This window comes from Streptomyces jeddahensis, from assembly GCF_001642995.1.
GTDB lineage: Bacteria > Actinomycetota > Actinomycetes > Streptomycetales > Streptomycetaceae > Streptomyces > Streptomyces jeddahensis.
Window position 1 is genome coordinate 67,773 of the sequence record NZ_LOHS01000117.1, and the last position, 20,175, is coordinate 87,947.

At 70.6% G+C, this 20,175-nt stretch carries 16 protein-coding genes and 2 pseudogenes; 6 read left to right on the forward strand and 12 right to left on the reverse strand.

The window, feature by feature from the left end; translation table 11 throughout:
* Positions 1–166: 166 nt before the first annotated feature.
* Positions 167–1,709: pseudogene (locus STSP_RS40475) on the forward strand (IS200/IS605 family accessory protein TnpB-related protein); the annotation flags it as partial.
* 51 nt (positions 1,710–1,760) lie between these two features.
* Here STSP_RS40475 and STSP_RS28225 read toward each other — a convergent pair.
* Together STSP_RS28225 and STSP_RS28230 are read right to left on the reverse strand one after the other, a co-directional pair.
* Positions 1,761–2,066 (reverse strand): annotated as a pseudogene (locus tag STSP_RS28225) (helix-turn-helix transcriptional regulator); the annotation flags it as partial.
* 13 nt (positions 2,067–2,079) lie between these two features.
* On the reverse strand, positions 2,080–2,502 hold the full coding sequence (locus tag STSP_RS28230) for a VOC family protein (RefSeq protein ID WP_067283638.1): 423 nt from the start codon (positions 2,500–2,502) through the stop codon (positions 2,080–2,082).
* A gap of 154 nt (positions 2,503–2,656) precedes the next feature.
* Here STSP_RS28230 and STSP_RS28235 point away from each other — a divergent pair, with 154 nt between their 5' ends.
* Positions 2,657–3,517: a helix-turn-helix domain-containing protein gene (locus STSP_RS28235; RefSeq protein WP_067283640.1), complete on the forward strand. Its 861-nt coding sequence runs from the start codon at positions 2,657–2,659 to the stop codon at positions 3,515–3,517.
* Here STSP_RS28235 and STSP_RS28240 read toward each other — a convergent pair.
* The 3 genes from STSP_RS28240 to STSP_RS28250 form a co-directional block, all read right to left on the reverse strand.
* Complete coding sequence (locus STSP_RS28240) at positions 3,506–4,693, reverse strand: ParB/RepB/Spo0J family partition protein (protein ID WP_067283642.1); 1,188 nt, start codon at positions 4,691–4,693, stop codon at positions 3,506–3,508. The genes STSP_RS28235 and STSP_RS28240 overlap by 12 nt on opposite strands.
* 134 nt (positions 4,694–4,827) lie before the next feature.
* Entirely contained in the window at positions 4,828–5,667 is an 840-nt protein-coding gene (locus STSP_RS28245) for an ABC transporter permease subunit (RefSeq protein ID WP_067283644.1), read from the reverse strand.
* Positions 5,664–6,590: an ABC transporter ATP-binding protein gene (locus STSP_RS28250; protein ID WP_067283646.1), complete on the reverse strand. Its 927-nt coding sequence runs from the start codon at positions 6,588–6,590 to the stop codon at positions 5,664–5,666. The genes STSP_RS28245 and STSP_RS28250 overlap by 4 nt, the downstream gene beginning before the upstream one ends.
* 227 nt (positions 6,591–6,817) lie before the next feature.
* Between STSP_RS28250 and STSP_RS28255 the strand changes: the two genes are divergently transcribed.
* Positions 6,818–7,588 carry a gamma-glutamyl-gamma-aminobutyrate hydrolase family protein gene (locus STSP_RS28255; protein ID WP_067283648.1) on the forward strand — a complete coding sequence of 257 codons (771 nt, stop codon included), beginning with the start codon at positions 6,818–6,820 and terminating at the stop codon, positions 7,586–7,588.
* Between the two features lie 108 nt (positions 7,589–7,696).
* Positions 7,697–8,149, forward strand: coding sequence for a carboxymuconolactone decarboxylase family protein (locus STSP_RS28260; protein WP_408646369.1), 453 nt, complete (start codon positions 7,697–7,699; stop codon positions 8,147–8,149).
* 72 nt (positions 8,150–8,221) lie between these two features.
* On the opposite strand, the gene STSP_RS28265 is transcribed toward STSP_RS28260, so the two are convergent.
* From STSP_RS28265 to STSP_RS28280, 4 genes are all read right to left on the reverse strand, one after another.
* Positions 8,222–9,604, reverse strand: a complete 1,383-nt coding sequence (locus STSP_RS28265) for an NDP-hexose 2,3-dehydratase family protein (RefSeq protein ID WP_067283652.1) — start codon at positions 9,602–9,604, stop codon at positions 8,222–8,224.
* Positions 9,601–10,581 (reverse strand): dTDP-glucose 4,6-dehydratase, encoded by a 981-nt coding sequence (gene rfbB / locus STSP_RS28270; protein ID WP_067283653.1) that lies wholly within the window; start codon positions 10,579–10,581, stop codon positions 9,601–9,603. The genes STSP_RS28265 and rfbB overlap by 4 nt, the downstream gene beginning before the upstream one ends.
* 83 nt (positions 10,582–10,664) lie before the next feature.
* A complete protein-coding gene (locus STSP_RS28275) occupies positions 10,665–13,058 on the reverse strand; it encodes an ATP-binding cassette domain-containing protein (RefSeq protein WP_067283657.1) in 2,394 nt (797 codons plus the stop codon).
* A 128-nt stretch (positions 13,059–13,186) separates the two neighbouring features.
* Positions 13,187–13,540, reverse strand: coding sequence for a VOC family protein (locus STSP_RS28280; RefSeq protein ID WP_067283659.1), 354 nt, complete (start codon positions 13,538–13,540; stop codon positions 13,187–13,189).
* 163 nt (positions 13,541–13,703) lie between these two features.
* Here STSP_RS28280 and STSP_RS28285 point away from each other — a divergent pair, with 163 nt between their 5' ends.
* Entirely contained in the window at positions 13,704–15,248 is a 1,545-nt protein-coding gene (locus STSP_RS28285) for an alpha/beta fold hydrolase (protein WP_067283661.1), read from the forward strand.
* 80 nt (positions 15,249–15,328) lie between these two features.
* Here STSP_RS28285 and STSP_RS28290 read toward each other — a convergent pair whose 3' ends face one another.
* Both STSP_RS28290 and STSP_RS28295 read right to left on the reverse strand, forming a co-directional pair.
* Positions 15,329–16,648, reverse strand: a complete 1,320-nt coding sequence (locus STSP_RS28290; protein WP_067283664.1) for a nucleotide disphospho-sugar-binding domain-containing protein — start codon at positions 16,646–16,648, stop codon at positions 15,329–15,331.
* A gap of 85 nt (positions 16,649–16,733) precedes the next feature.
* Positions 16,734–17,933: an MFS transporter gene (locus tag STSP_RS28295; RefSeq protein ID WP_078067575.1), complete on the reverse strand. Its 1,200-nt coding sequence runs from the start codon at positions 17,931–17,933 to the stop codon at positions 16,734–16,736.
* Positions 17,934–18,010: 77 nt separating this feature from the next.
* Here STSP_RS28295 and STSP_RS28300 point away from each other — a divergent pair, with 77 nt between their 5' ends.
* Complete coding sequence (locus STSP_RS28300; RefSeq protein WP_067283671.1) at positions 18,011–19,288, forward strand: ATP-grasp domain-containing protein; 1,278 nt, start codon at positions 18,011–18,013, stop codon at positions 19,286–19,288.
* 37 nt (positions 19,289–19,325) lie between these two features.
* On the opposite strand, the gene STSP_RS28305 is transcribed toward STSP_RS28300, so the two are convergent.
* Positions 19,326–20,123: a phytanoyl-CoA dioxygenase family protein gene (locus STSP_RS28305; protein WP_067283672.1), complete on the reverse strand. Its 798-nt coding sequence runs from the start codon at positions 20,121–20,123 to the stop codon at positions 19,326–19,328.
* Between the last annotated feature and the right edge of the window lie 52 nt (positions 20,124–20,175).

The following is a 20,175-nucleotide window of genomic DNA, read 5'->3' on the forward strand; positions in this document are numbered from 1 at the left end:
CGGTTGACAGCGCTTGGGCGCGTTCTGGGGTGCACGAGTGAGCATCTCGAGTACGGCGCGCACGTACCCGGGATGGGAACGAGAGTTCTTGCATCGAATCCGTGACCCTTTGCGGGAGGTGCTCGTTGACGGCGATGACGGGATCGGCACCGGGCAGGAGGTGGGGATGGGCGGGCTGCGCGAGGTGGCGGCGCCGTTCGTGGTGCCCGGCCCGTCCGGGGTGGCGATTCGCGACAGCCTCAAGGGGCTGACAGCGCAGGACGAGAAGGTCCTTCGACTGGTCGGTGACCTGCTCGGCTCCCTGGCCTCCCGCGACCTGAAGGCCCGCTGCGCGGCGGGCCTGGATCATGACAGCGGCCAGTGGGCGCAGCGCAAGCGTGCTGTGACCAAGGAGTCCTCCTCCCGCTGGGCGGGCAGCATCACCAAAGCCACGCATGACCAGTGGGCGCTGGCGAGGCGTGGACAGCTCGCCTGTATCCAAAGCATCGAGGCAGGTATCCGTACGATCGCGCACCGGCTTGCGCTGCCCATCGGCGCCAAGGGCTCGAAGGGCTCGCCGGGTGGTTACCGCTCCCGGCAGGAGTGGTTCGCCAAGTCCCGGCGCCTGCACCTGCTCGAAGACCGGCTGGAGCGTGAGCGGGCGGACAGAGATGCCGGACGCGTGCGCGTGGTACGCGGTGGCAAGAAGCTGCTTCGTACACGGCACCACCTCGAAGCCGCCCACCTGACCGAGGCGCAGTGGCGGCTGCGGTGGCAGGCCGAGCGCTGGTTCCTCCAGGCCGATGGCGAGTCCGGAAAGCGGTACGGCAACGAGACGATCCGCATCACGCCGGACGGTGAGGTGAGCATCAAGCTTCCGGCCCCGTTGGCTGGGCTGGCGAACGCGCCCCACGGCCGGTACGTGCTGGCCTGCCGGGTCGGCTTCCGCCACCGGGGCGAGCAGTGGGCCGACCGTATCGCGGCGAACCGTGCCGTGGCCTACCGCATCCACTTCGACGCCCGGCGCGCACGCTGGTATCTGACAGCTTCCTGGCAGCTCCCACCGGTCCAGACCGTGCCGATGGAGGCCGTCCGGGCCGACGGGCTGATCGGCGTCGACATGAACGCCGACCACCTGGCCGCCTGGCGCCTCGATCGGCACGGCAACCCGGTCGGCGAGCCCCGCAGGTTCGATTACGACCTGACCGGCAGCGCACGGCATCGGGACGCGCAAGTGCGGCACGCCCTGATCCGCCTCCTGCACTGGGCCAGGCGCCACGACCTGTCCCTCGCGAAAGCACGGGCGACGCAAGCGGTTCCGCCAGCTGATCTCCGGCATGCCCACCGCAAGACTGCGCAACAGGCTGGCGTCCATGGCCGCCGAACTCGGCATCACCCTCGTCGCCGTCGACCCCGCCTACACCAGCCGCTGGGGCGCCCAGCACTGGCAGCAGCCCCTGACCACGAACACCCGCAAGACCACACGCCACGACGCTGCCGCCGTGGCGATTGCACGGCGCGCCCTGGGATGCCCGATCCGGCGGCGGACGGCACCGCCCCACAGCACCAGAGCGATGCTGTGGGGCATCGGACCGTCCAGGCCGCAAAGGGCATCCCGGGACGTGAGGAAACCCGCCCCCGCATTCCCGGACCACGGACACGATCCGACGGCGCCGGATGCGGAGCGAAAGCGGGAGCCCAGTGTGCCCACAACCGTTCGGGGCACGCGGCTGAGCACGAGTCCTGGCACCAGGACTCACTCCCGCTCAGTCTCCAGGAACGGTGGCCGTCGACGCGCAGCCGACCGCGAGGCACACCTCGGTCAGGCCCCGGTCGCCGTGCCGCAGCAGTGCCATCGCACGCTCGACGCGGCGCGTCATCAGATAGGCGTACGGCGACTGGCCGTAGGCGTCACGGAACTGCCGGCTGAGCTGGCCGGCCGGCATGCCCGCGTCGCGGGCGAGTGCCTCGACGTCCAGTGGCCGCGCGTACTCCCGGTCGATCCGGTCGCGGACGCGGCGCAGACGCGCGAGGTCGCGCAGGCGCTGCGCGGCGATCCGCGCCCGCCTCCATGCGGGGTGACACATGACCGAGCTCCTCTCAGCCGATGTCGGAGCGGAGCTCCTGGATGCGGACCAGATTGCCCGCGGGATCACGGAACGCGCAGTCGCGGACGCCGTACGGCTGGAGGATCGGCTCCTGGACCACCTCGGCGTCGGTGGCCTGCACCTGGTCGAACGTGGCGTCGAGGTCCCGGGTGGCGAGCATGACCCAGCCGTAGGTGCCCTTGGCCATCATCTCGAGGATGGTGCTGCGCTCCGCCTCGGTGGTCGACGGGTCGGCGGCCACCGGCGCCAGGAGGAGGGACGTGTCCGGCTGACCGGCGGGGCCGACCGTGATCCAGCGCATCTGGCCGTGGCCCACGTCGCTGCGGACCTCGAAGCCGAGGATGTCGCGGTAGAAGGCCAGGGCGGCGTCCGGGTCGTCGTGCGGCAGGGAACTCGTATGAATGGTGAGGTCCATGGCCCTCACGCTAGCCACGGGCCCGTTCCCGGGGCTTCTCGATTCCTGATCGCTTCCGGACAGGCCCCTGTACCGGATCCCGAGCGTGACTCGAGCGGACCGCGATGCTCGCGAGCCACTCTGTTGAGTGGGTCGACACGTGGTGAGGTGCGCTATGGATGCAGCAGTGGAAAGGGCGGTCGAGTACATTCGCGAGCGGTTCAGTGATCCGCTGACCGTCACGGACATCGCCCGAAACGTTCTGCTCAGCAGTTTCCATTTCTCGCGCGTATTCAAGGAGGAGACCGGGGTCAGCCCCGGAAGATTCCTCGCCGCGGTCCGTATTCACGAGGCCAAGCGGCTGATCGACAGCACCTCGATGAGCATTGCGGAGATCTCCGTCGCGGTCGGATACACCAGCGTGGGTTCCTTCACCAATTCCTTCACGGCCAGTGTCGGGCTGTCTCCCAGCCGGTTCCGCCGGCTGTGCCGCAACGCGGGGGAGGGGCTGCCGGGACCGGAGCCGGGCCCGCGGTCGGGACACGGCGCGGTCGCGGGCACGGTCAGGCTGCCGGAGGGCCACGGGAACGCGCGCGTGTACCTGGGTGCGTTCGGCACGGCCGTCGTCCAGTACCCGGCTGTCGCCTCGGCTGTCGTCGACGTGCCGAGCGACCGTCCGTCCTGCTACTCCCTGGAGAACGTGCCCGAGGGGAGCTGGCATCTGCTCGCGGTGGCGGTGGCGGCCGGCACCGGTCACGATCCGCAGGCCGGGCGGACCGCGCTCGTCGGGGGGCACAGCACCACGACCGTGACCGTCACCGCCTCCACCGTCACCAGCGCGGCGGTGCGGCTGCGCCCGGCCCGCCCGGCCGATCCGCCGGTCCTGCTCGCGCTGCCCGAGCTCGAACCCCCGGCGACCGTCGTGCCGCACCCCGGATGCGCCGCCGCAACGCCGGGTTCGGCTCCCGCGGGAGGGCGCCGGGCCGCGGGCCGCCTGCAGGTGGTGTCCGCCGCGCCGGTGCCGTCAGGGGCCTGACCGCGACGGATTGCGGCACAACTCCTGCTTGGCCTTCAGCCGTTCGGCGAGCAGGCACCACTCCCTGCCGATGTGCTCGGCGATCGGGGCGACGACGCCGAGCCAGTGCGGCGGGACGGCGTCGACGAGCCGCCGCCAGTCCTCGCCGGGCTCGGTGGCGTGCGACTGCATCCAGCGCAGGAACTCCCGGCCGCCCGCGGTGTAGCGAATGGCGGGGTCGGTGGCCATCTTGGCCGCCACCGTCGCCCACGTGGGCGGGGTGTCGGTGTGGTTCCTGCGCTGCGGCGGCGCGGCGTCGACGCCCCCGGCCACGCGCAGCGGCACCCGGCGGGCGCCGTCGGGAGCCACCTCGGCCGGCGCCGTCGCCTCGTCGGGCGGCGGCACGGACGGCACGGGCCGCACGTACTGCGGGCGTGCGGCATGCGTCTGGCGCCCGTTCCGCTCGGGCCCCTCGCCGCGCCTGAGCCGCGCGCTGACGTCGTGCACCGTGCCCAGCGACACGTCGGTCGCCCTGGCGACCTGGCGCAGCGGGGCGTTCGGATGGGCTGCGATGTACTCGGCGGCGCGCCGCCTGCCCTCGCCCGCGTCCACCGGACGCCGCCTGCCGTCCTGGCCGATGCGCTTGCCGCCCAGCGGCGTCGCGATCGCCGACCGGTCGCGCAGCGACGCGATCGTCTTGGCGCTCAGCCCGGTGATGCCGGCGATGGCGCGGTCGGACCAGTCGGGGTGGGAGCCGAGGACCCGCTGGGCTCCGGCGACGCGGTCGGCCTTCGACAGCGGCAGGCCGTGCGAGCCGTTCGCCTTCATGGCGATGACGAGCGCCTCGGAGTTGGAGCAGTCGAGGAAACGCGCCCTGATGCTGTGGTCGCCCACGAGCCTGGCGGCCTCCAGCCGGTGCAGCCCGTCGATGACCCGGCAGCCGTCCACCTGGACGAGAATGGGGGGAAGTTCCGCCGAGTCCGCCGCGTCGATGAGAAGCCGGACATGAGCGGCGTCCGTTCCGCCCTGGCGGAGGGAAACCCCGGGAGAGAGCGCGGCGATGGGGACTTCGCGTGCCGGGAGTTTCTCGAAGTTCTTCAGGTCGAATTCGCTGTGCGTCGACGATCCGACGCCCTCCATCCGGACGGGACTGAATGCACTCGTTATCGAGACGGCTTGCGCGTTGCTCTGAGCCATTCCTGTAACTCCCTCTCTGCTGCCGCTGCCGACGAGGGTCGCAGGAGGGTCTTTAGCTGTAGTGGAGGGCAGGTCGAGGCCTGGAAACACGACCGCCGCGGGCATCCGCCGGGCCGGCGGATGCCCGCGGGGGGTCAGGCGTCCCTGCGCCGCAGCTGCACCGTCGCGACGGCCAGCAGGACGGCCGTCCAGAGCGCGAGCACCCCGAGGCCCTCCCACGGCCCCAGCAGGTCGCCTGCGCGGGCGTGCTGCTGGGTGATCATGAACCCGGCCTCCGTGGGGAGGTAGGCGTGGATGCGCGCGCCCACGCTGCCGGGCAGCAGGCCCGCCATCGGTGTGATCACCAGGACGAAGCCGATGACGACGGTGATGCTCGCCGCCGTGTGCCGGATGATCGCGCCGACGGCGAGGGCGAACAGGCCGAGCAGGGCGAGGTAGAGACCGCAGCCTACGACGGCCCGCAGGGCGCCTGGGTCGCCGATCGCGACCGGCGCCTTGCTGTCGAGGATCGGCGCGCCGATGAAGAAGGAGCCGAACGCGGTCAGTTCGCCCACCGCCAGGACCAGCAGCCCGAACACCGCGCCCTTGGCCGCCAGCACGGGCACCCGCCGGGGCACCGCGAGCAGGCTGGCACGGATCATGCCGGTGGAGTACTCGGAGGCGATCGCCATCACGCCCAGCACGCAGACCGCCAGCTGGCTGAGCAGGATGCCGCTGCCCAGGATGGTGCCCGTCGGGTCCATCCGCATCTCGGCCTGCTGGGCCGGATCGGCCTTGTCCCAGTTCGCGATGCCCATCTGCATGAACAGCCCGGTGAACACCAGGGTGAGCACGACCAGGATGGAGAGCGACCAGACGGTGGAGCGCACGGAACGGATCTTGGTCCATTCCGAGAGCATCAGGCTCCCGAAGCCCGGCCTGCGGTCCCCGCCGACCGAGGCGGACGCGGGGGCGAGTGCGGTCGTGGTGGTCACTTCACACCTCCGGCGGTGGGCACGCCGGCGTCGTACTCGACGGCGTCCTTGGTCAGTTCCATGAAGGCGTCCTCGAGGGAGCCGCGTCGGGTCGAGAGCTCGTGCAGCACCAGGCCGTCGGCAGCGGCGAGTTCGGCGATGCGCGCGGCCTCCAGCCCGGTGACGTCCAGGTCGCCCTCGTCGGTGGTGGTGACGGCGGCGCCCTTGCCCTTCAGCAGCTCGGCGAGGAGCGCCCCGTCGGGGGTTCTGACCAGGACGGACTGCTCCGTGCTCTGTTCGATGAACTCCTCGGTGGAGCAGTCGGCGACCAGCCGGCCGCGGCCGATGACGATGAGGTGATCGGCGGTGACGGCCATCTCGTTCATCAGGTGGCTGGAGACGAAGACGGCGCGGCCCTCCGCCGCGAGCGACTTCATCAGGTTCCGGATCCAGAGGATGCCCTCGGGGTCGAGACCGTTGACGGGCTCGTCCAGGACCAGCGCCGCGGGGTCGCCGAGGAGCGCGGCGGCGATGCCCAGCCGCTGCCCCATGCCGAGCGAGAAGCCGCCCGCCCGCTTGCGGGCCACCGAAGCCAGCCCGACCTGTTCGATGACCTCCTCGACCCGGCGCCTGCCGATGCCCTGGGTCTGCGCGAGGCAGAGCAGGTGGTCGTAGGCGCTGCGGCCGGTGTGGACGGCGCGCGCCTCCAGCAGCGCCCCGACCACCCGCAGGGGCCGGGCCAGGTCGCGATAGGGCACGCCGTTGACGGTGGCCTCACCGGCGTCGGGCTTGTCGAGTCCCAGCAGCAGTCGCATCGTGGTGGACTTGCCTGCGCCGTTGGGGCCCAGGAAGCCGGTGACCCGGCCGGGCTCGACCGTGAACGACAGGTCGTTCACGGCGGTCTTGTCGCCGTAGCGTTTCGTGAGGTTCTTGGCCTCGATCATGGTCACCTCGGTTGAATGGCCGCGAGAGTTTCGCTGGGGCAATAAGCTCCCCGGCCACCTGTGATAGCAGGACCATTTATCTGTTCAGTAGTCGCAGCCTTGAGCGGCCGTGAACGATGGCCCGCACATCGCGGCATGGATATTTTGGCAGCTCCGACTGTCTGGGGAAGCTCGTGTTTCATCTGCTTACTTTCCTCAGTTGAACCCGGAAACCCACGAGGGTGGTCATGAATTCAGTCACGAACGATCCGGTGCACGCCGGGCGGCGGCCGGTGATCGGGATCTGCGCGCGGACGGCGCCGGTCACCCTCCAGGGCAGCGACCTGGTCGTCGCTCTGGCGCTCCAGTCGCACGTGGCCTTCCTGTCCGAGGCGGGCTGCACGCCCCTGCTGCTGCCGCTGCTGCCCGGAGCCGAGGACCTGGTCGGCCGGCTCGACGGCCTGCTGGTCCCGGGCGGCCCCGACCTGGACCCGGCGCTGTACGGCGAGGAGCCCCACCCGGCGACCCGGGCGATGAGCCCGGAGGCCGACCGCGTCGAACTGGCGCTGATGCGAAGGGCACTTGAGGCACGCTTGCCCGTGCTGGCGATCTGCCGTGGCATGCAGCTGCTCAACGTGCTGCACGGAGGCACCCTCCATCAGCACCTGTCGGACGTCACGGGCCACGACGGCCACCGTCCGCGAACGCCGTCCTTCACCCTCGGCCGCCACCCGTTGAAGCTGCTGCCCGGCAGCCGGATCGCCGGCATCGTCGACGAGGACGAGCCGGAGACGGCCTGCCACCACCACCAGGCGGTGGACCGGATCGGCACCGGCCTCACCGTCACCGGATGGGCCGAGGACGGGACCGTCGAGGCCGTCGAAGTCACGGACCATCCCTTTGCGATCGGTGTGCAATGGGAATCCGGGCACACGGCCGACAAACGACTTCACCAAGCCCTCGCGTACGCCGCCGGACGCCAGAAGAATGCGCCGGCCGCCGCAATTTCGAATCATTGAGAAAAGGCGACCCCGAGGGCAAACTGTTTTTCGTTCCCCATGCGAAGGAGAATTATGTCGCCGCGGATGCCCAACCCCTCGTTGGTGGTTCCCGATGTTCTTCCGCCCATGCGCGCGCTGGTCAAGGCCGTCAACAGCGTCGGCGTGCCGCTGCAGACGCTCGTGCTCATCCACCTGAGGGTGAGCCAGATCAACGGCCGTCCGGTCCACATACCCGTGAAGAAGCGGGAGTTCGAGGAGGCGGGGGAGGAGGACCACCGTCTCCCCCTGGTGGAGACCTGGCGGGAGCAGACCTGCTTCACGGATGCCGAGCGCTCCGTGCTGGCGCTGGCCGAGGCCGCCACGCGCATCAACGACCGCAAGGACCCGGTGTCGGACGAGGTCTGGGCCGAGGCCGCCAAGCACTTCGACGAGGTGCAGCTCGCCGCCGTGGTGCTGCACATCGGTCTGGTCAACCTCTGGAACCGCGTCAACGTCGCCACCAAGCAGGAGCCGGTGGACTGGCGTATCAACCCCAAGAAGTGGACCCCGATGACCAGCCGGCTCACCGCGGCGCAGTAGCCCTTCCGCCTCCCAGGCCCTGTCCGGCTCACCGCCGGACAGGGCCTGGTGTCGTTGCGGACATGCCCCGGCTCAGAGTGCGCCGCGGCCCCCGATCGCCGTGCTGAGGACGGCGAGCAGCGTCCTGGCCTGCACGTTGACGTAGCGGCTGTGCCCGGCGAGCCAGTTCAGCTGGCCCGGCGTGACCCAGTGGTACCCCGGGGGCGGCTGGGTGGGCGTCGTGGTCTCGTCGGTCTCGACGATCAGATAGCGGCTCTCGGCGTTGAGGAACCGGCCGCCCTCCTCGGAGTGGACCGTCGAGTAGCGGATGCGGTCCGGGGACGCGTTCAGCATCGCATCGAGGAAGAGCGGGCGGTCCTCGGCCGGCAGATGGGCGTAGTTCGACGGAACGCACTGCACGGTCGGCGCGAGCTCGACGGTGTCGAGGAAGCCGCCCTCGACGCGCGCGTGCGCCAGGACGTGCGGGACGCCACCGAAGACCCGGTAGGCGAAACCGACGATGCCGGGCTGCACCGGTTCGATGATCGGCTGGGTCCAGCCGCCGACCTCACGGCCTGCGCCCTCGACCGACACCGCCACCACCCGGAAGAACCTGCCGTCGACGCGGCTGATGGAGTGCTCGCCGGTCTGCCACCCGTTGATCGCGCGCAGGGGCATGCGACGGGCGCGGACGTCGTGCCGGGCCCGTTCCCCGGTGAACCAGGCCAGCAGGTCGGGGTCGGACGACAGCGCCTTCGGTTCGGCCCGGAGGGCCGGGGCGCTCGCCAGCACGGTACGCGCGTCCATGTTCACGACGTTGTCCAGGCGGAGCAGCTTCAGGATCTGACCAAGGGTGAGCCAGCAGAACGCGTCGTCGACGGGTACGTCGCCGTCCACCTCGACGATCATGTTGCGGTTGCGCTTGCGGTAGAACCAGGCGCCGTGCTCGGACTGCAGGACGTCCGTGAGCACCTGGTCCCGCTGCGGGGCGAGGAAGTGCTCCAGGTACTTCACTGCCGTCCCGCCGTGGGCCTTGGTGTAGTTGCTGCGGGTGGCCTGCACGGTGGGGGAGAGCTGCACCAGGTTGGGGTTGCCGGGCTCCATCTTGGCCTGCATGAGGAAGTGCAGGACCCCGTCGAACTCCTTGGCCAGGATGCCGAGTATGCCGATCTCCGGCTGCACGATGATCGGCTGCTGCCAGTCGGCCTCCGGCCTGACGACGTGCAGGCCCTCGATGGTGAAGAACCGTCCGCTGCTGTGCCGCAGGTTGCCGGTGTCCGGAGCGAACGACCAGTGGTCGAGCTCGGCGAACGGGATCCGCCGGACCACCGTCCCACCGGATTGCCGGTGCCGGTCCAGCCAGCCCGGCACCTCGGACGTCGCGGTGTGCGCCCCCTCGGCCGTCGCGGCGGACAGCGCCAGTCGCTCGGCGATCCCGGCCCGGGCACGCAGAACCAGCTGTGCCGGCGCGCTCACGGCCGACCACCGCTCTCCTTGACCGGCTTCCACCACTGGGGGTTGTCCCGGTACCACGCGACGGTCTCGGCCAGTCCCGTGTCGAACGCGGTCAGCGGCCGGTGGCCGAGCTCCTGCTCGATCTTGCCCTGGTCCAGGGCGTAGCGCCGGTCGTGGGCCTTGCGGTCGGTGATGTGCCGGATCATGTCCGGCTCCGCTCCGCACAGTTCGGCGAGCCGGTGGGCCAGCGCCAGGTTCGGCACGGCCGTGCCGGCGCCGATGTTGTAGACCTCGCCCGCCCTGCCCCGGGTGAGGACCTGGTGCACTGCCCGGCAGTGGTCGTCCACGTGCAGCCACTCGCGGATCTGCCCGCCGTCCCCGTAGACGGGTATGGGGCGTCCTTCGAGCAGGTTGGTGACGGCGAGCGGGATGAACTTCTCGGGGTGCTGGTAGGGGCCGTAGTTGTTGGAGCAGCGGGTGACGGAGACGTTCAGCCGGTGCGTGCGGACGTACGCCAGGGCGATCAGGTCGGAGGCCGCCTTGGACGCGGCGTAGGGGGAGTTGGGCAGGAGGGGGGACTCCTCGGTCCACACGCCCTCCTCGATGGAGCCGTACACCTCGTCCGTCGAGATGTGCACCACCCGCTCGACGCCGACCGCCAGGCAGGCCTCGAGCAGCGCCTGCGTGCCCTCCACGTTGGTGCGGACGAACGCCGCGCCGCTGGCGATCGAACGGTCGACATGGCTCTCGGCCGCGAAGTGCACCACCGCGTCCTGACCGTCGAGCACGGCGTTCAGCAGGTCCCGGTCGAGGATGTTCCCGTGCACGAAGGTGAGCCGCGGGTGCGAGGCGGGGAGGTTGTCACGGTTTCCCGCGTAGGTCAGCTCGTCCAGAACGGTGACGTGCACGTCCTCGAAATCCGGGTAACCCCCGTCGAGCATGGTGCGTACGTAATGCGAGCCGATGAATCCGGCGCCGCCGGTGACGAGGATTTTCATGAGACCACATCGCAGTCGGAATTCCACGCTCGAAGCATGTCCCTTTCCCTTTTCGATGAGGGGACGGATGGTGTGCCGCGGCCTTACCGGCCGACGTAGGCCGCGAGGTGTTCGCCGGTCGGGGTCGAGCGGGCCGCCACGACGTCGGCGGGCGTGCCCTCGAAGACGATGCGGCCGCCGTCGTGACCGGCGCCGGGGCCCAGGTCGATGATCCAGTCGGCGTGCGCCATGACCGCCTGGTGGTGCTCGACGACGATGACCGACTTGCCGGAGTCGACGAGCCGGTCGAGCAGGCCGAGCAGCTGCTCGACGTCGGCGAGGTGCAGGCCGGCCGTGGGTTCGTCCAGGACGTAGACGCCGCCCTTGTCGCCCATGTGCGTGGCCAGCTTCAGCCGCTGGCGTTCGCCGCCGGACAGCGTGGTCAGCGGCCGCCCGATCTCCAGGTAGCCCAGACCGACGTCGGCCAGGTGCCCGAGGATCCGGTGGGCGGCCGGGACGCGCGCCTCACCGGAGCCGAAGAACTCCCTGGCCTCGTCGACGGGCATGGCGAGGACCTCGCTGATGTCCCGCCCGCCCAGGCGGTAGTCCAGAACCGCTGCGTCGAACCGCTTCCCCTCGCAGTCCTCGCAGGTGATGGCGGCCCCCGCCATCATCGCCAGGTCGGTGTAGATGACGCCCGCGCCGTCGCACGTGGGGCAGGCGCCCTCGGAGTTGGAGCTGAACAGTCCGGGCTTGACGCCGCCTGCCTTGGCGAAGGCGTTGCGGACCGGGTCGAGCAGCCCGGTGTAGGTGGCCGGGTTGCTGCGGCGGGAGCCCTTGATCGGCGACTGGTCGACGGCCACCACGCCGTCCCTGTGCGTCACCGAGCCGCGGATCAGCGAACTCTTGCCGGAGCCCGCCACGCCGGTGACGACGCACAGCACCCCGAGCGGGATGTCGACGTCGACGCTACGGAGGTTGTGCGTGCAGGCGCCGCGGATCTCCAGCGCGCCCTTCGGCGTACGCACCGTCTCCTTGAGGCCCGCCCGGTCGTCGAGGTGGCGCCCGGTGAGCGTGCCGCTGCCCCGCAGCCCTTGCAGGGAACCCTCGAACACCACCTGGCCGCCGTCGGCGCCCGCGCGGGGGCCGAGGTCGACGACGTGGTCGGCGATCGCGATCGTCTCCGGCTTGTGCTCCACCACCAGGACGGTGTTGCCCTTGTCGCGCAGCCGCAGCAGCAGCTCGTTCATCCGCTGGATGTCGTGGGGGTGCAGGCCGGTGGTGGGTTCGTCGAAGACGTAGGTGGTGTCGGTGAGCGCGGAGCCGAGGTGGCGGATCATCTTCACCCGCTGGCCCTCGCCGCCCGACAGGGTGCCCGAAGGGCGGTCGAGGGAGAGGTAGCCCAGGCCGATCTCCACCAGCGCGTCCAGGGTGTGCTCCAGCTTGGCCAGCAGCGGCGCCACCGTCGGCTCGTCAAGCCCGCGCAGCCACGCGGCCAGGTCCCTGACCTCCATCGCGCAGGCGTCGGCGATGCTGATGCCGCCGATCTTCGACGACCTGGCCTCCGCGCTGAGCCGGGTGCCCTCGCACTCGGGACAGGGGACGAACGTCACCGCCCGCTCCACGAACGCCCGGATGTGCGGCTGCAGCGCGTCCTTGTCCTTGGACAGCATGGATTTCTGGAGCTTGGGGATCAGCCCCTCGTAGGTCAGGTTGACGCCGTCGACCTTCACCCGGCGCGCCTCACCGTGGAGGAACTCGTGCATCTCCTTCTCGGTGAACTCGCGGATCGGCTTCTTCGGGTCGAGGACGCCCGACTCGGCGTAGACCCGCGTGGTCCAGAAACTGTCCTGCTTCCAGCCGGGGATCGTGAACGCGCCGTCGCCGATCGCCCGGGAGTCGTCGTAGAGCTGCGTGAGGTCGATGTCGGAGGACGTGCCGCGGCCTTCGCAGTGCGCGCACATGCCGCCGTGGTAGACGGCCTTGCGCACCACGACCCGCTTGCCCTTGCCCTTGTCGACGTTCATGGCCCCGCTCGCCGTCCGCTTGGGGACGTTGAAGGCGAACGCGCTGGGCGGCCCGACGTGGGGCCGCCCGATCCGGCTGAACAGGATGCGCAGCATCGCGTGGGCGTCCGTGACGGTGCCGAGCGTGGAGCGGGGGTCGGAGCCCAGCCGCTGCTGGTCGACGACGATCGCGGTCGTCAGCCCTTCCAGGACGTCGACCTCGGGACGCGCGAGCGCCGGCATGAAGCCCTGCACGAAGGCGCTGTAGGTCTCGTTGATCAGCCGTTGGGACTCCGCGGCGATCGTGCCGAACACCAGTGAGCTCTTGCCCGACCCGGACACTCCGGTGAAGACCGTCAGGTGGTGCTTCGGGATCTCGACGCTGACGTCCTTGAGGTTGTTCACCCGCGCCCCCAGCACGCGGATGCGATCGTGACGGTGGGTGCCGCGCGGGCCGGACGAGCGAGTGTCCGCACCGGTGTCCTTGCTCATCGTCTCTCCATCTCGCGGGACGGGAACGCCCTCGCCCACCCCCGTCCGGCGAGGATGAACGGCCGCCCTCGAAGCCCTCTCGAGACGAGCTCGAAGGGCTTCGAGGGCGGTGGGGGGACGGGCCGTCGTCAGCTGTCCTGCAGCAGTCCGAGAACGTTGCCGTCGAGGTCGGTGACGGTGGCCACGCGACGGCCGCCGCCGACGTCCTTGGCGGGGCTGTTCACCGTGCCGCCCGCGGCGGTGACCTCGGCCAGCTTCGCCTCGATGTCGGCCACGTGCCAGTAGGCGACCTGCGACGTGATGTCCTGCGCCCCCGCCGGCACGAGCCCGATGTGCTGACCCGCGACGTCGAAGCCGACGTAGTACTCCGAGTCGGTCTGCGGCTCGATGCCGAACAAGGCGGCGTACAGCTTCTTGGCCGCTGCCACGTCCGCCACCGGGTGCAGCACGGTCTTGATTCCCTGGATGGCCGAGTCAGCCATTCTCACTCCCGGGGTTGGAATTACGTCGCTTCATGCTAGGGAAATCCGCGGAGTCGCTGCATCTTCGCGCCTGTCGCCTCAAGTGGATTTCCAGGCGTTCTTAAGCGGGAGCCGACAGGCCGATGCCAGGCTGCGAGCGCGCTGAATTCAGGAGGGGAATTACGTGAAAAAGCTTGCGTTGGTCACATCAGTGATCGTGACCGGTCTGGTGGCGTCGACCATCGCCCCGGCCGCGGCGGTGGAGGAAGGGGTCAAGTCGGACCCCGGAACCATCGCCTGGTCGCCGTGTCCGGACACCGACCCGAACCTCGGCGCCATGCTCAAGGGCCTGGAGTGCGGTTCGGTACAGGTGCCGCTCGACTACAGCCAGCCCGACGGCCGGAAGATCACCCTGGCGCTGACCAGGGCCAAGCACACCGTCTCCGACGCCGAGTACCGGGGTGTCGTGGTGCTCAACCGCGGCCAGTGGCCCGGCGGCATCGGCCGCGACCTGCCCACCCGGTATGCACAGGGCACGACCGGGCTGGCACAGGACGTCGGCGCCGCCTACGACTGGATCGGCTTCGACCCGCGCGGCGTCGGCGCGAGTGAGCCGGCGCTCGTCTGCGACACCTCCTACACCAACCCGGGCCAGGCACAGCCGGACCCCGTGCCACCCACCCCCGCCGCCGAACAGCAGTGGGTGGACCGGGCCCGCGCGTACGCCGAGAGCTGCGGCGCCAAGTACGGCGACGTGCTGGAGCACCTCAGCACCAAGGACGCCGCACGCGACCTCGACCAGATGCGTATCGCGCTCGGCCAGGACAAGATCACCTACTTCGGCACCGACTGGGGCACCTACCTCGGCTCGGTCTACGCCTCGATGTATCCGAACCGGGTGCGCCGGATGGTGCTGGACAGCGTGGTGCGTCCCAGCGGCGTCGGGTACCGCAACCACCTCGACAAGAACGTCACGTCCGAGCGGAACGCCGAGATCTTCTTCGCCTGGGTCGCCAAGTACGACTCGACCTACCACCTGGGCACCACCGCGGCCGAGGTCGAGGCGAACTACTACAAGGGCCAGGACGCCCTCCGCGCGGCGCCCGTCGACGGCAAGATCGGCCCGGCCGAGTGGACGGACGTCTTCGAGCCGGTCGTCTACCGCAGCTGGACCTGGCTCTCGCGCGCCAAGGTGCTGTCCGACTGGGTGGTCAGAGGTGACGCGACGTCGCTGCGGTCCACCTACTCGCCCTGGGGTTACCCGCACCAGAACAGGACCGCGATGACCAACGCGGTCAACTGCCTCGACGGTCCCTGGCCGCGGGACTGGAACACCTGGCACACGGACTACTCCGGCCAGTACGCCGCCGGGAACCGGATGCTGACCTGGACCAACGCCTGGTATCAGGCGCCGTGCGCCTTCTGGCCGGTGCCCGCCCAGGCCCCGGCGCAGGTCGGTAACTCCACGGTGGACACCCTGCTGGTGCAGCCGGAGTTCGACACCGCGCACGGCACCGCCGGTGCCTACGAGACGCACTCGCTGTTCCCGAACTCCCGGCTCATCCTGGAGCAGGGCGGCCACAACGTCGGCGCGGCGCTGTCGGCGAACAACAACACCTGCCTCAACGCCTACGTCAGCAACTACCTGAGGGACGGCACCCGTCCCGCCTCCCGGGCGGGGGCCGACGCCGTCTGCCAGGCGTCCGCCGACCCGGTCCCGGCGTCCTGACACACCATCGGAATGGGCCCCGCGTGATCGTCACGCGGGGCCCGTCTCCTCTTGGTCCGCTTGGTCCTTGTCCTCTTGGGTCAGCGCAGGGCGGGTGCCGGGCCGGCCCGGTGGCCGGCGACCAGGTCTTCCAGGGTCCGCGCCAGTTCGTTGGGCGCGGGCATGGCCAGCACCTCGTCCCGCAGCCGCCGGGCGTTCGCACGGAGGGACGCGTCCTGAAGCAGGCGGACGAGTGCGGCACGGACCGCGGGCCCGTCCACCTCGGCGGGCGTCATGGCGAGCCCCGCGCCCGCGCGGTCGAGGCACCGGAACTTCAACGGAGCATCGAAAGCCCGGCCGATCAGCAACTGGGGCACGCCGTAGCGCAGAGCGCAGCCGAACGACCAGGTGCCGCCGTGGTGCACCATGGCCGAGCAGGTCGGCAGCACCTCGGACAGGGGCACGGACTCCACCAGGCGGGTGTTGGCCGGCACCTCGCGCAACTCCCGCCGGGAGTCCGGCGGCAGGGCCAGGACCAGCTCCATCTCCAGGTCGGCCACCGAGTCGAGGATCTCCTGGATGCGCTCGACGGGCAGCAGGAGCCGTACCGGCCCGTCGTTGACCGAGTCGCCGAACGTCATCAGGACCCGCGGTGCCCGCGGCGGCTCGGCGAGCCACCGGGGCACGACGGCCGGGCCGTTGTAGGGAACGAACTGCACGGGAAGCGTGGTCGGCCACGCATCGGGACGGAACGCCTCGGGGAGTGGGGCGATGGTGAACTGCCCGTTGACCAGGTCCTCGGAGAACTCGACGCCGTACTTCCCGGCCCAGCCCGCCAGCCAGTCGCGCAGTGCGTCGACGCGTCGCTCCGGCGGCTGCAGGGCCTTGGCGTGCAGGAAGTCCTCCCGCAGGCGCGTGTAGACGTCGACGGAGTACAGCACCCGGGCGTGCGCCGCGCCCACCGCGGCGGCGGCCACGGCTCCCGCGAACGCCTTCGCGCCCCAGAGCACCAGATCCGGCCGCCAGGCGCGGGCGACGGCGACCAGGTCGTCCATCATCGAGTCGTTGGACCGCCGTGCCTGCGGCAGCACCAGGTCGTCGAAGACCCTGGAGGCCTGCTCCCAGCTCAGCCGCCGGCGGTCCGGCCGGATGTCGAACAGCGGGTCGAGCCCCTCCTGCGGAGACCGCCTGGCGGCGGCTGCGCGGTCCGACGTCTGGCGCCGGTCCCGCTGCCTTCGTACCTCCGGTGTCTCGCCGGGACCGACGCCCAGGGCCGTCAGCCCGGCTCCGGTGACGGCGTCGAGGAGATCCGGCCAGCCGGCCACGCGCACCTCGTGCCCGGCCGTCTGCAGCGACCACGCCAACGGCACCAGGTTGAACACATGCGTCTTCCACGGGAACGGCACGATGAGGACCCGCACGATGGCACTTCCTTGATGTCAGAAAACGGGGGAGTTCACGGGCGAACGCCGCACTTCTCGGCTCCTGCAGCCCCTGCCATGCTGATCAGGCGTCCTGCATGCGTCTTCTCCACGTGTGCCGGGCGGAGGCGGTCGAGGCGGTGACGAGGAGCGTGACCACGGCCACCACGAAGGCGGTGGACAGGGGGCCCACCAGGTCGCAGAGCGCGCCCATCACCAGGATCGAGACCGCCACGCCCGAGGGAAGCAGGGTGGCCCGGAACGTCACCACCGACGGGAGTTCCGCGTCGGAGGCCGCGGCCAGCAGCCGGTTGTTGTAGTGGACGTAGGCCATCTCGAAGAGGACCAGGAAGAGCGCGTACAGCACGAGCGTCGGCACCGTGCGGCCGACCAGCACCGCCGCCAGCAGGGGTGGCATGGGAAGCACGGCCCAGGCGGCCGAGGGCAGGCGGTCGAGGTAGCGCTGGGCCGGCAGGGCGGCGAGCGAGCCGGCGAACAGGGCCACCGAGGAGACCGCGACGAACAGGCCCACCAGGCGGGTTCCGCCACCGAGCACCTGGACCGGGACCACGGTGACGGCCACCGTGTGGAAGCCCTGCCAGAAGGACACCAGCAGGAAACGGGCGAACAGCCTGCGCAGCACCGGGTCGTCGACGCGCGGGCGGGTGCCGGTCGCGGCCTGTGCACCGTCCCGGGCGTCCGCCGAAGCCTGCTTCGAGGATGACGGCAACGCCCAGGCGAGCAGCGCGGAGAGCACCAGCGTCGCCGCGTTCACCGCGATCAGGCCGCGCAGCGACAGCACGGCCCCGGCCGGACCCGCCAGCGCCGCGCCGACGCTGAGCCCGGTCAACTTGCCGATCTCGGCGACGGTGTTGGCCCGGTCCAGCCGCTGCGGCGGGACCGTGCCGCGCAGCACGACCGCCGTGGCCGCGCGGGTGACCGCCTCGAAATACCCACGGGCGAGGAGAAGTACGGCGGCCACCGCGAGCAGCGCGCGTTCCGGCGCCATGAGAGCGGCCGCGGTCAGTACCAGGCTCGCCGCCTCGGCCAGCCGGACGAGCCGTTCCGGGGCGTGCCGGCTGAGCAGCCGGTTGAGCGGCCCGGCCAGCAGCAGCGCGGGCAGCCACGGCGCGCTCAGCACGGCTCCGGCGAGCAGTCCCGAGCCGGTGACCGACCCCACGTGCGTGGAAAGGCTCACCAGGACCAGAAAACTTCCGAGCGTGTTGACGAACAGCAATATCGGGGTGAAATGCGGCGAGCGAAATTCCGCGGAAAAAGACGTCATCCTCTACTCCTCCAGGGCTGGAGGATGTCAGAGTTGAACGGCTTTCGGCGAGGAAGGAATCTGCCTACTTTGAACGTATGACAGCAGCCATTGAGGGCCAACCGTGCATCGTACTCGTCGACGCCTACGCCGCGGTCCGTTCACTTGTTTTGACTTTCCGGGCGCAGGGATGCTCCATCGTCCGTGTACAAAGCACCCGTGACGTGCCGTACGTGTACCGGGCGGCCCCTTTCGTCCCCGACGATTTCATCGCCGACATCGTCCACGACGGCGACCTCGCGGCCACGGCCCAAGCGGTCGCCGCGTTCGACCCGGTCGCGGTGATCTCCGGCGGTGAGATCGGGGTGGAATTCGCCGACCTGCTCGCGGAACGCCTCGGCCTGCCCGGCAACGGAACCGCCCTCAGCGCGGCGCGGCGCGACAAGCACCTCATGGTCGAGGCTGTACGCGCCGCCGGGCTCCGCGCGGCCCGGCAGTTGCGCGCCACCGACGCGGAGGAACTGGCCGCCTTCCACCGCGGGATCGGCGGACGTGTCGTCGTCAAACCGCCGCGCAGCGCGGGCAGTCAGGGCGTCTTCTTCTGCGACACCCCCGAGGAGTCGGTCGCTGCCTTCCAGGCGCTCGTCGGAGCCGACGACGTCTTCTCGCAGCGCAACGAGGCGGCCGTGGCGCAGGAGTACCTGCCCGGCACCGAGTACATGGTCAACACCGTCAGCCGGGACGGCCGCCACCACGTGTGCGACGTGTGGCGGACCAGCCGGGTCAGCGCCAACGGGGTCGTCGACCTCTGCGACGCCCTGTCGCTGATCGACTCGGAGAGCCGGGCCATGGAGCCCCTCGCGGAGTACACGTTCCAGGTCCTGGACGCGCTCGGCATCCGGCACGGCCCGGCGCACGTGGAGATCAGGATGACCCCTGACGGACCGTGCCTGGTGGAGGTCGGCGCCCGGATCGCCGGCGGTGGCATCCCGGCCTGCGCCGGCCTCGGCATCGGCGAGTCACAACTGGAGTGGACCGTCGACGCCTACCTGCGCCCCGAGCGGTTCCACGCCCGCGCCGGAACCCCGTACCAGGTGCGGCGCTACAGCGCGATCGCCGGCATGATCTCGCCGGTGAAGGGCGTGCTCAGCGCGTACCGGGGCATCGAGGAGATCGAGGGGCTGGAGAGTTTCCACACCCTGGTCACACCGGTGAAGCCGGGTCAGGAGATCCGCCGGACGGTCGACGACCTGACCTACCCGGTCATCGTGACGCTGCTGCACGACCTGGAGGAGGTCGTGCAGCGCGACCTGAACACCATCCGCCACCTCGACGGCGCCGCGTTCTACGTCCTCGACGGCGAGACCCGCCCCTGACCCGGTCGTTCGACCGCTGCCCTGCCGCAGTTGAACGTCATCGGCAGGCGGCCGCCGGCTCCAGCCGCGACCAGGACGGCCGCGTCACCTTGTAGACGAAGCTGACGGCGGTGCGCGGCTCCGACGCCGTGGTGTTGGGCGCCGAGCGGTGCAGCACCAGCCCGTCGAACATGACGGCCGAGCCGGGTTCCAAGGGCATCGCGACCGGTTCGGCCGTGCGCGGCAGGTCCTCGTCCGCGACATGCGGCTCGACCGCCCGCGCCAGCGGCGCCTCGCCCGGCAGGCGCTCGCGGTCGCCGGTGTGCGGGAGCAGCCCCAGCAGGTGCGAGCCCGGGATGAACTCGAGGCAGCCATTGCGCTCGGTGGCGGGTTCGAGCGCGATCCAGATCGTCATGATGCCGTGCCCCTCCGTGCGGAAGCCGGGCGGCGCGAACGCCATGTCCTGGTGCCAGGGCTTCGCCGAGCCCACCACGGGGGGCTTGGCCCACAGAAAGGCGTTGACCAGTTCGCCCGCGCCTCCGACGGCCCGGGCGACCGGCCCGCCGGCCAGGTCCAGCGACCGCTGTACGGCGTCGAACTCGGGGACGTGCTCATGGATCCGGTCGGCCGACCGGAGAACCCCCGTGAGCGCCTCCGCCCCCTGCTGCCAGGCTGCCCAGCCGCCGATGCCGGGCGCCTCCAGGACGAAGTTGCCGGTGGAGACCGTACGGTCGCGGGCGAGCCCCTCGAGCCGGCCGGCCGCGCTCTTCAACCGGGCGAGCGTGTCGCCGGTGGCGAGGGCGGGGAGCTGCACGAAGCCGTTCTCCCGCAGCTCACGGTATTCGGTGTCATCCATTCTTTCTCCCTTTCTTTTGTTCAAGTGCTTCTCTGTGTTCAAGTGCTTCTCT

Coding starts and splice junctions, on each gene's coding strand:
- STSP_RS28305 (WP_067283672.1), bottom strand. CDS start 20,123: ATGGATGACACCGAATACCGTGAGCTGCGGGAGAACGGCTTCGTGCAG.
- rfbB (WP_067283653.1), bottom strand. CDS start 10,581: ATGAAAATCCTCGTCACCGGCGGCGCCGGATTCATCGGCTCGCATTAC.
- STSP_RS28240 (WP_067283642.1), bottom strand. CDS start 4,693: ATGGCTCAGAGCAACGCGCAAGCCGTCTCGATAACGAGTGCATTCAGT.
- STSP_RS28300 (WP_067283671.1), top strand. CDS start 18,011: ATGACAGCAGCCATTGAGGGCCAACCGTGCATCGTACTCGTCGACGCC.
- STSP_RS28255 (WP_067283648.1), top strand. CDS start 6,818: ATGAATTCAGTCACGAACGATCCGGTGCACGCCGGGCGGCGGCCGGTG.
- STSP_RS28235 (WP_067283640.1), top strand. CDS start 2,657: ATGGATGCAGCAGTGGAAAGGGCGGTCGAGTACATTCGCGAGCGGTTC.
- STSP_RS28275 (WP_067283657.1), bottom strand. CDS start 13,058: ATGAGCAAGGACACCGGTGCGGACACTCGCTCGTCCGGCCCGCGCGGC.
- STSP_RS28230 (WP_067283638.1), bottom strand. CDS start 2,502: ATGGACCTCACCATTCATACGAGTTCCCTGCCGCACGACGACCCGGAC.
- STSP_RS28250 (WP_067283646.1), bottom strand. CDS start 6,590: ATGATCGAGGCCAAGAACCTCACGAAACGCTACGGCGACAAGACCGCC.
- STSP_RS28280 (WP_067283659.1), bottom strand. CDS start 13,540: ATGGCTGACTCGGCCATCCAGGGAATCAAGACCGTGCTGCACCCGGTG.
- STSP_RS28295 (WP_078067575.1), bottom strand. CDS start 17,933: ATGACGTCTTTTTCCGCGGAATTTCGCTCGCCGCATTTCACCCCGATA.
- STSP_RS28260 (WP_408646369.1), top strand. CDS start 7,697: ATGCGCGCGCTGGTCAAGGCCGTCAACAGCGTCGGCGTGCCGCTGCAG.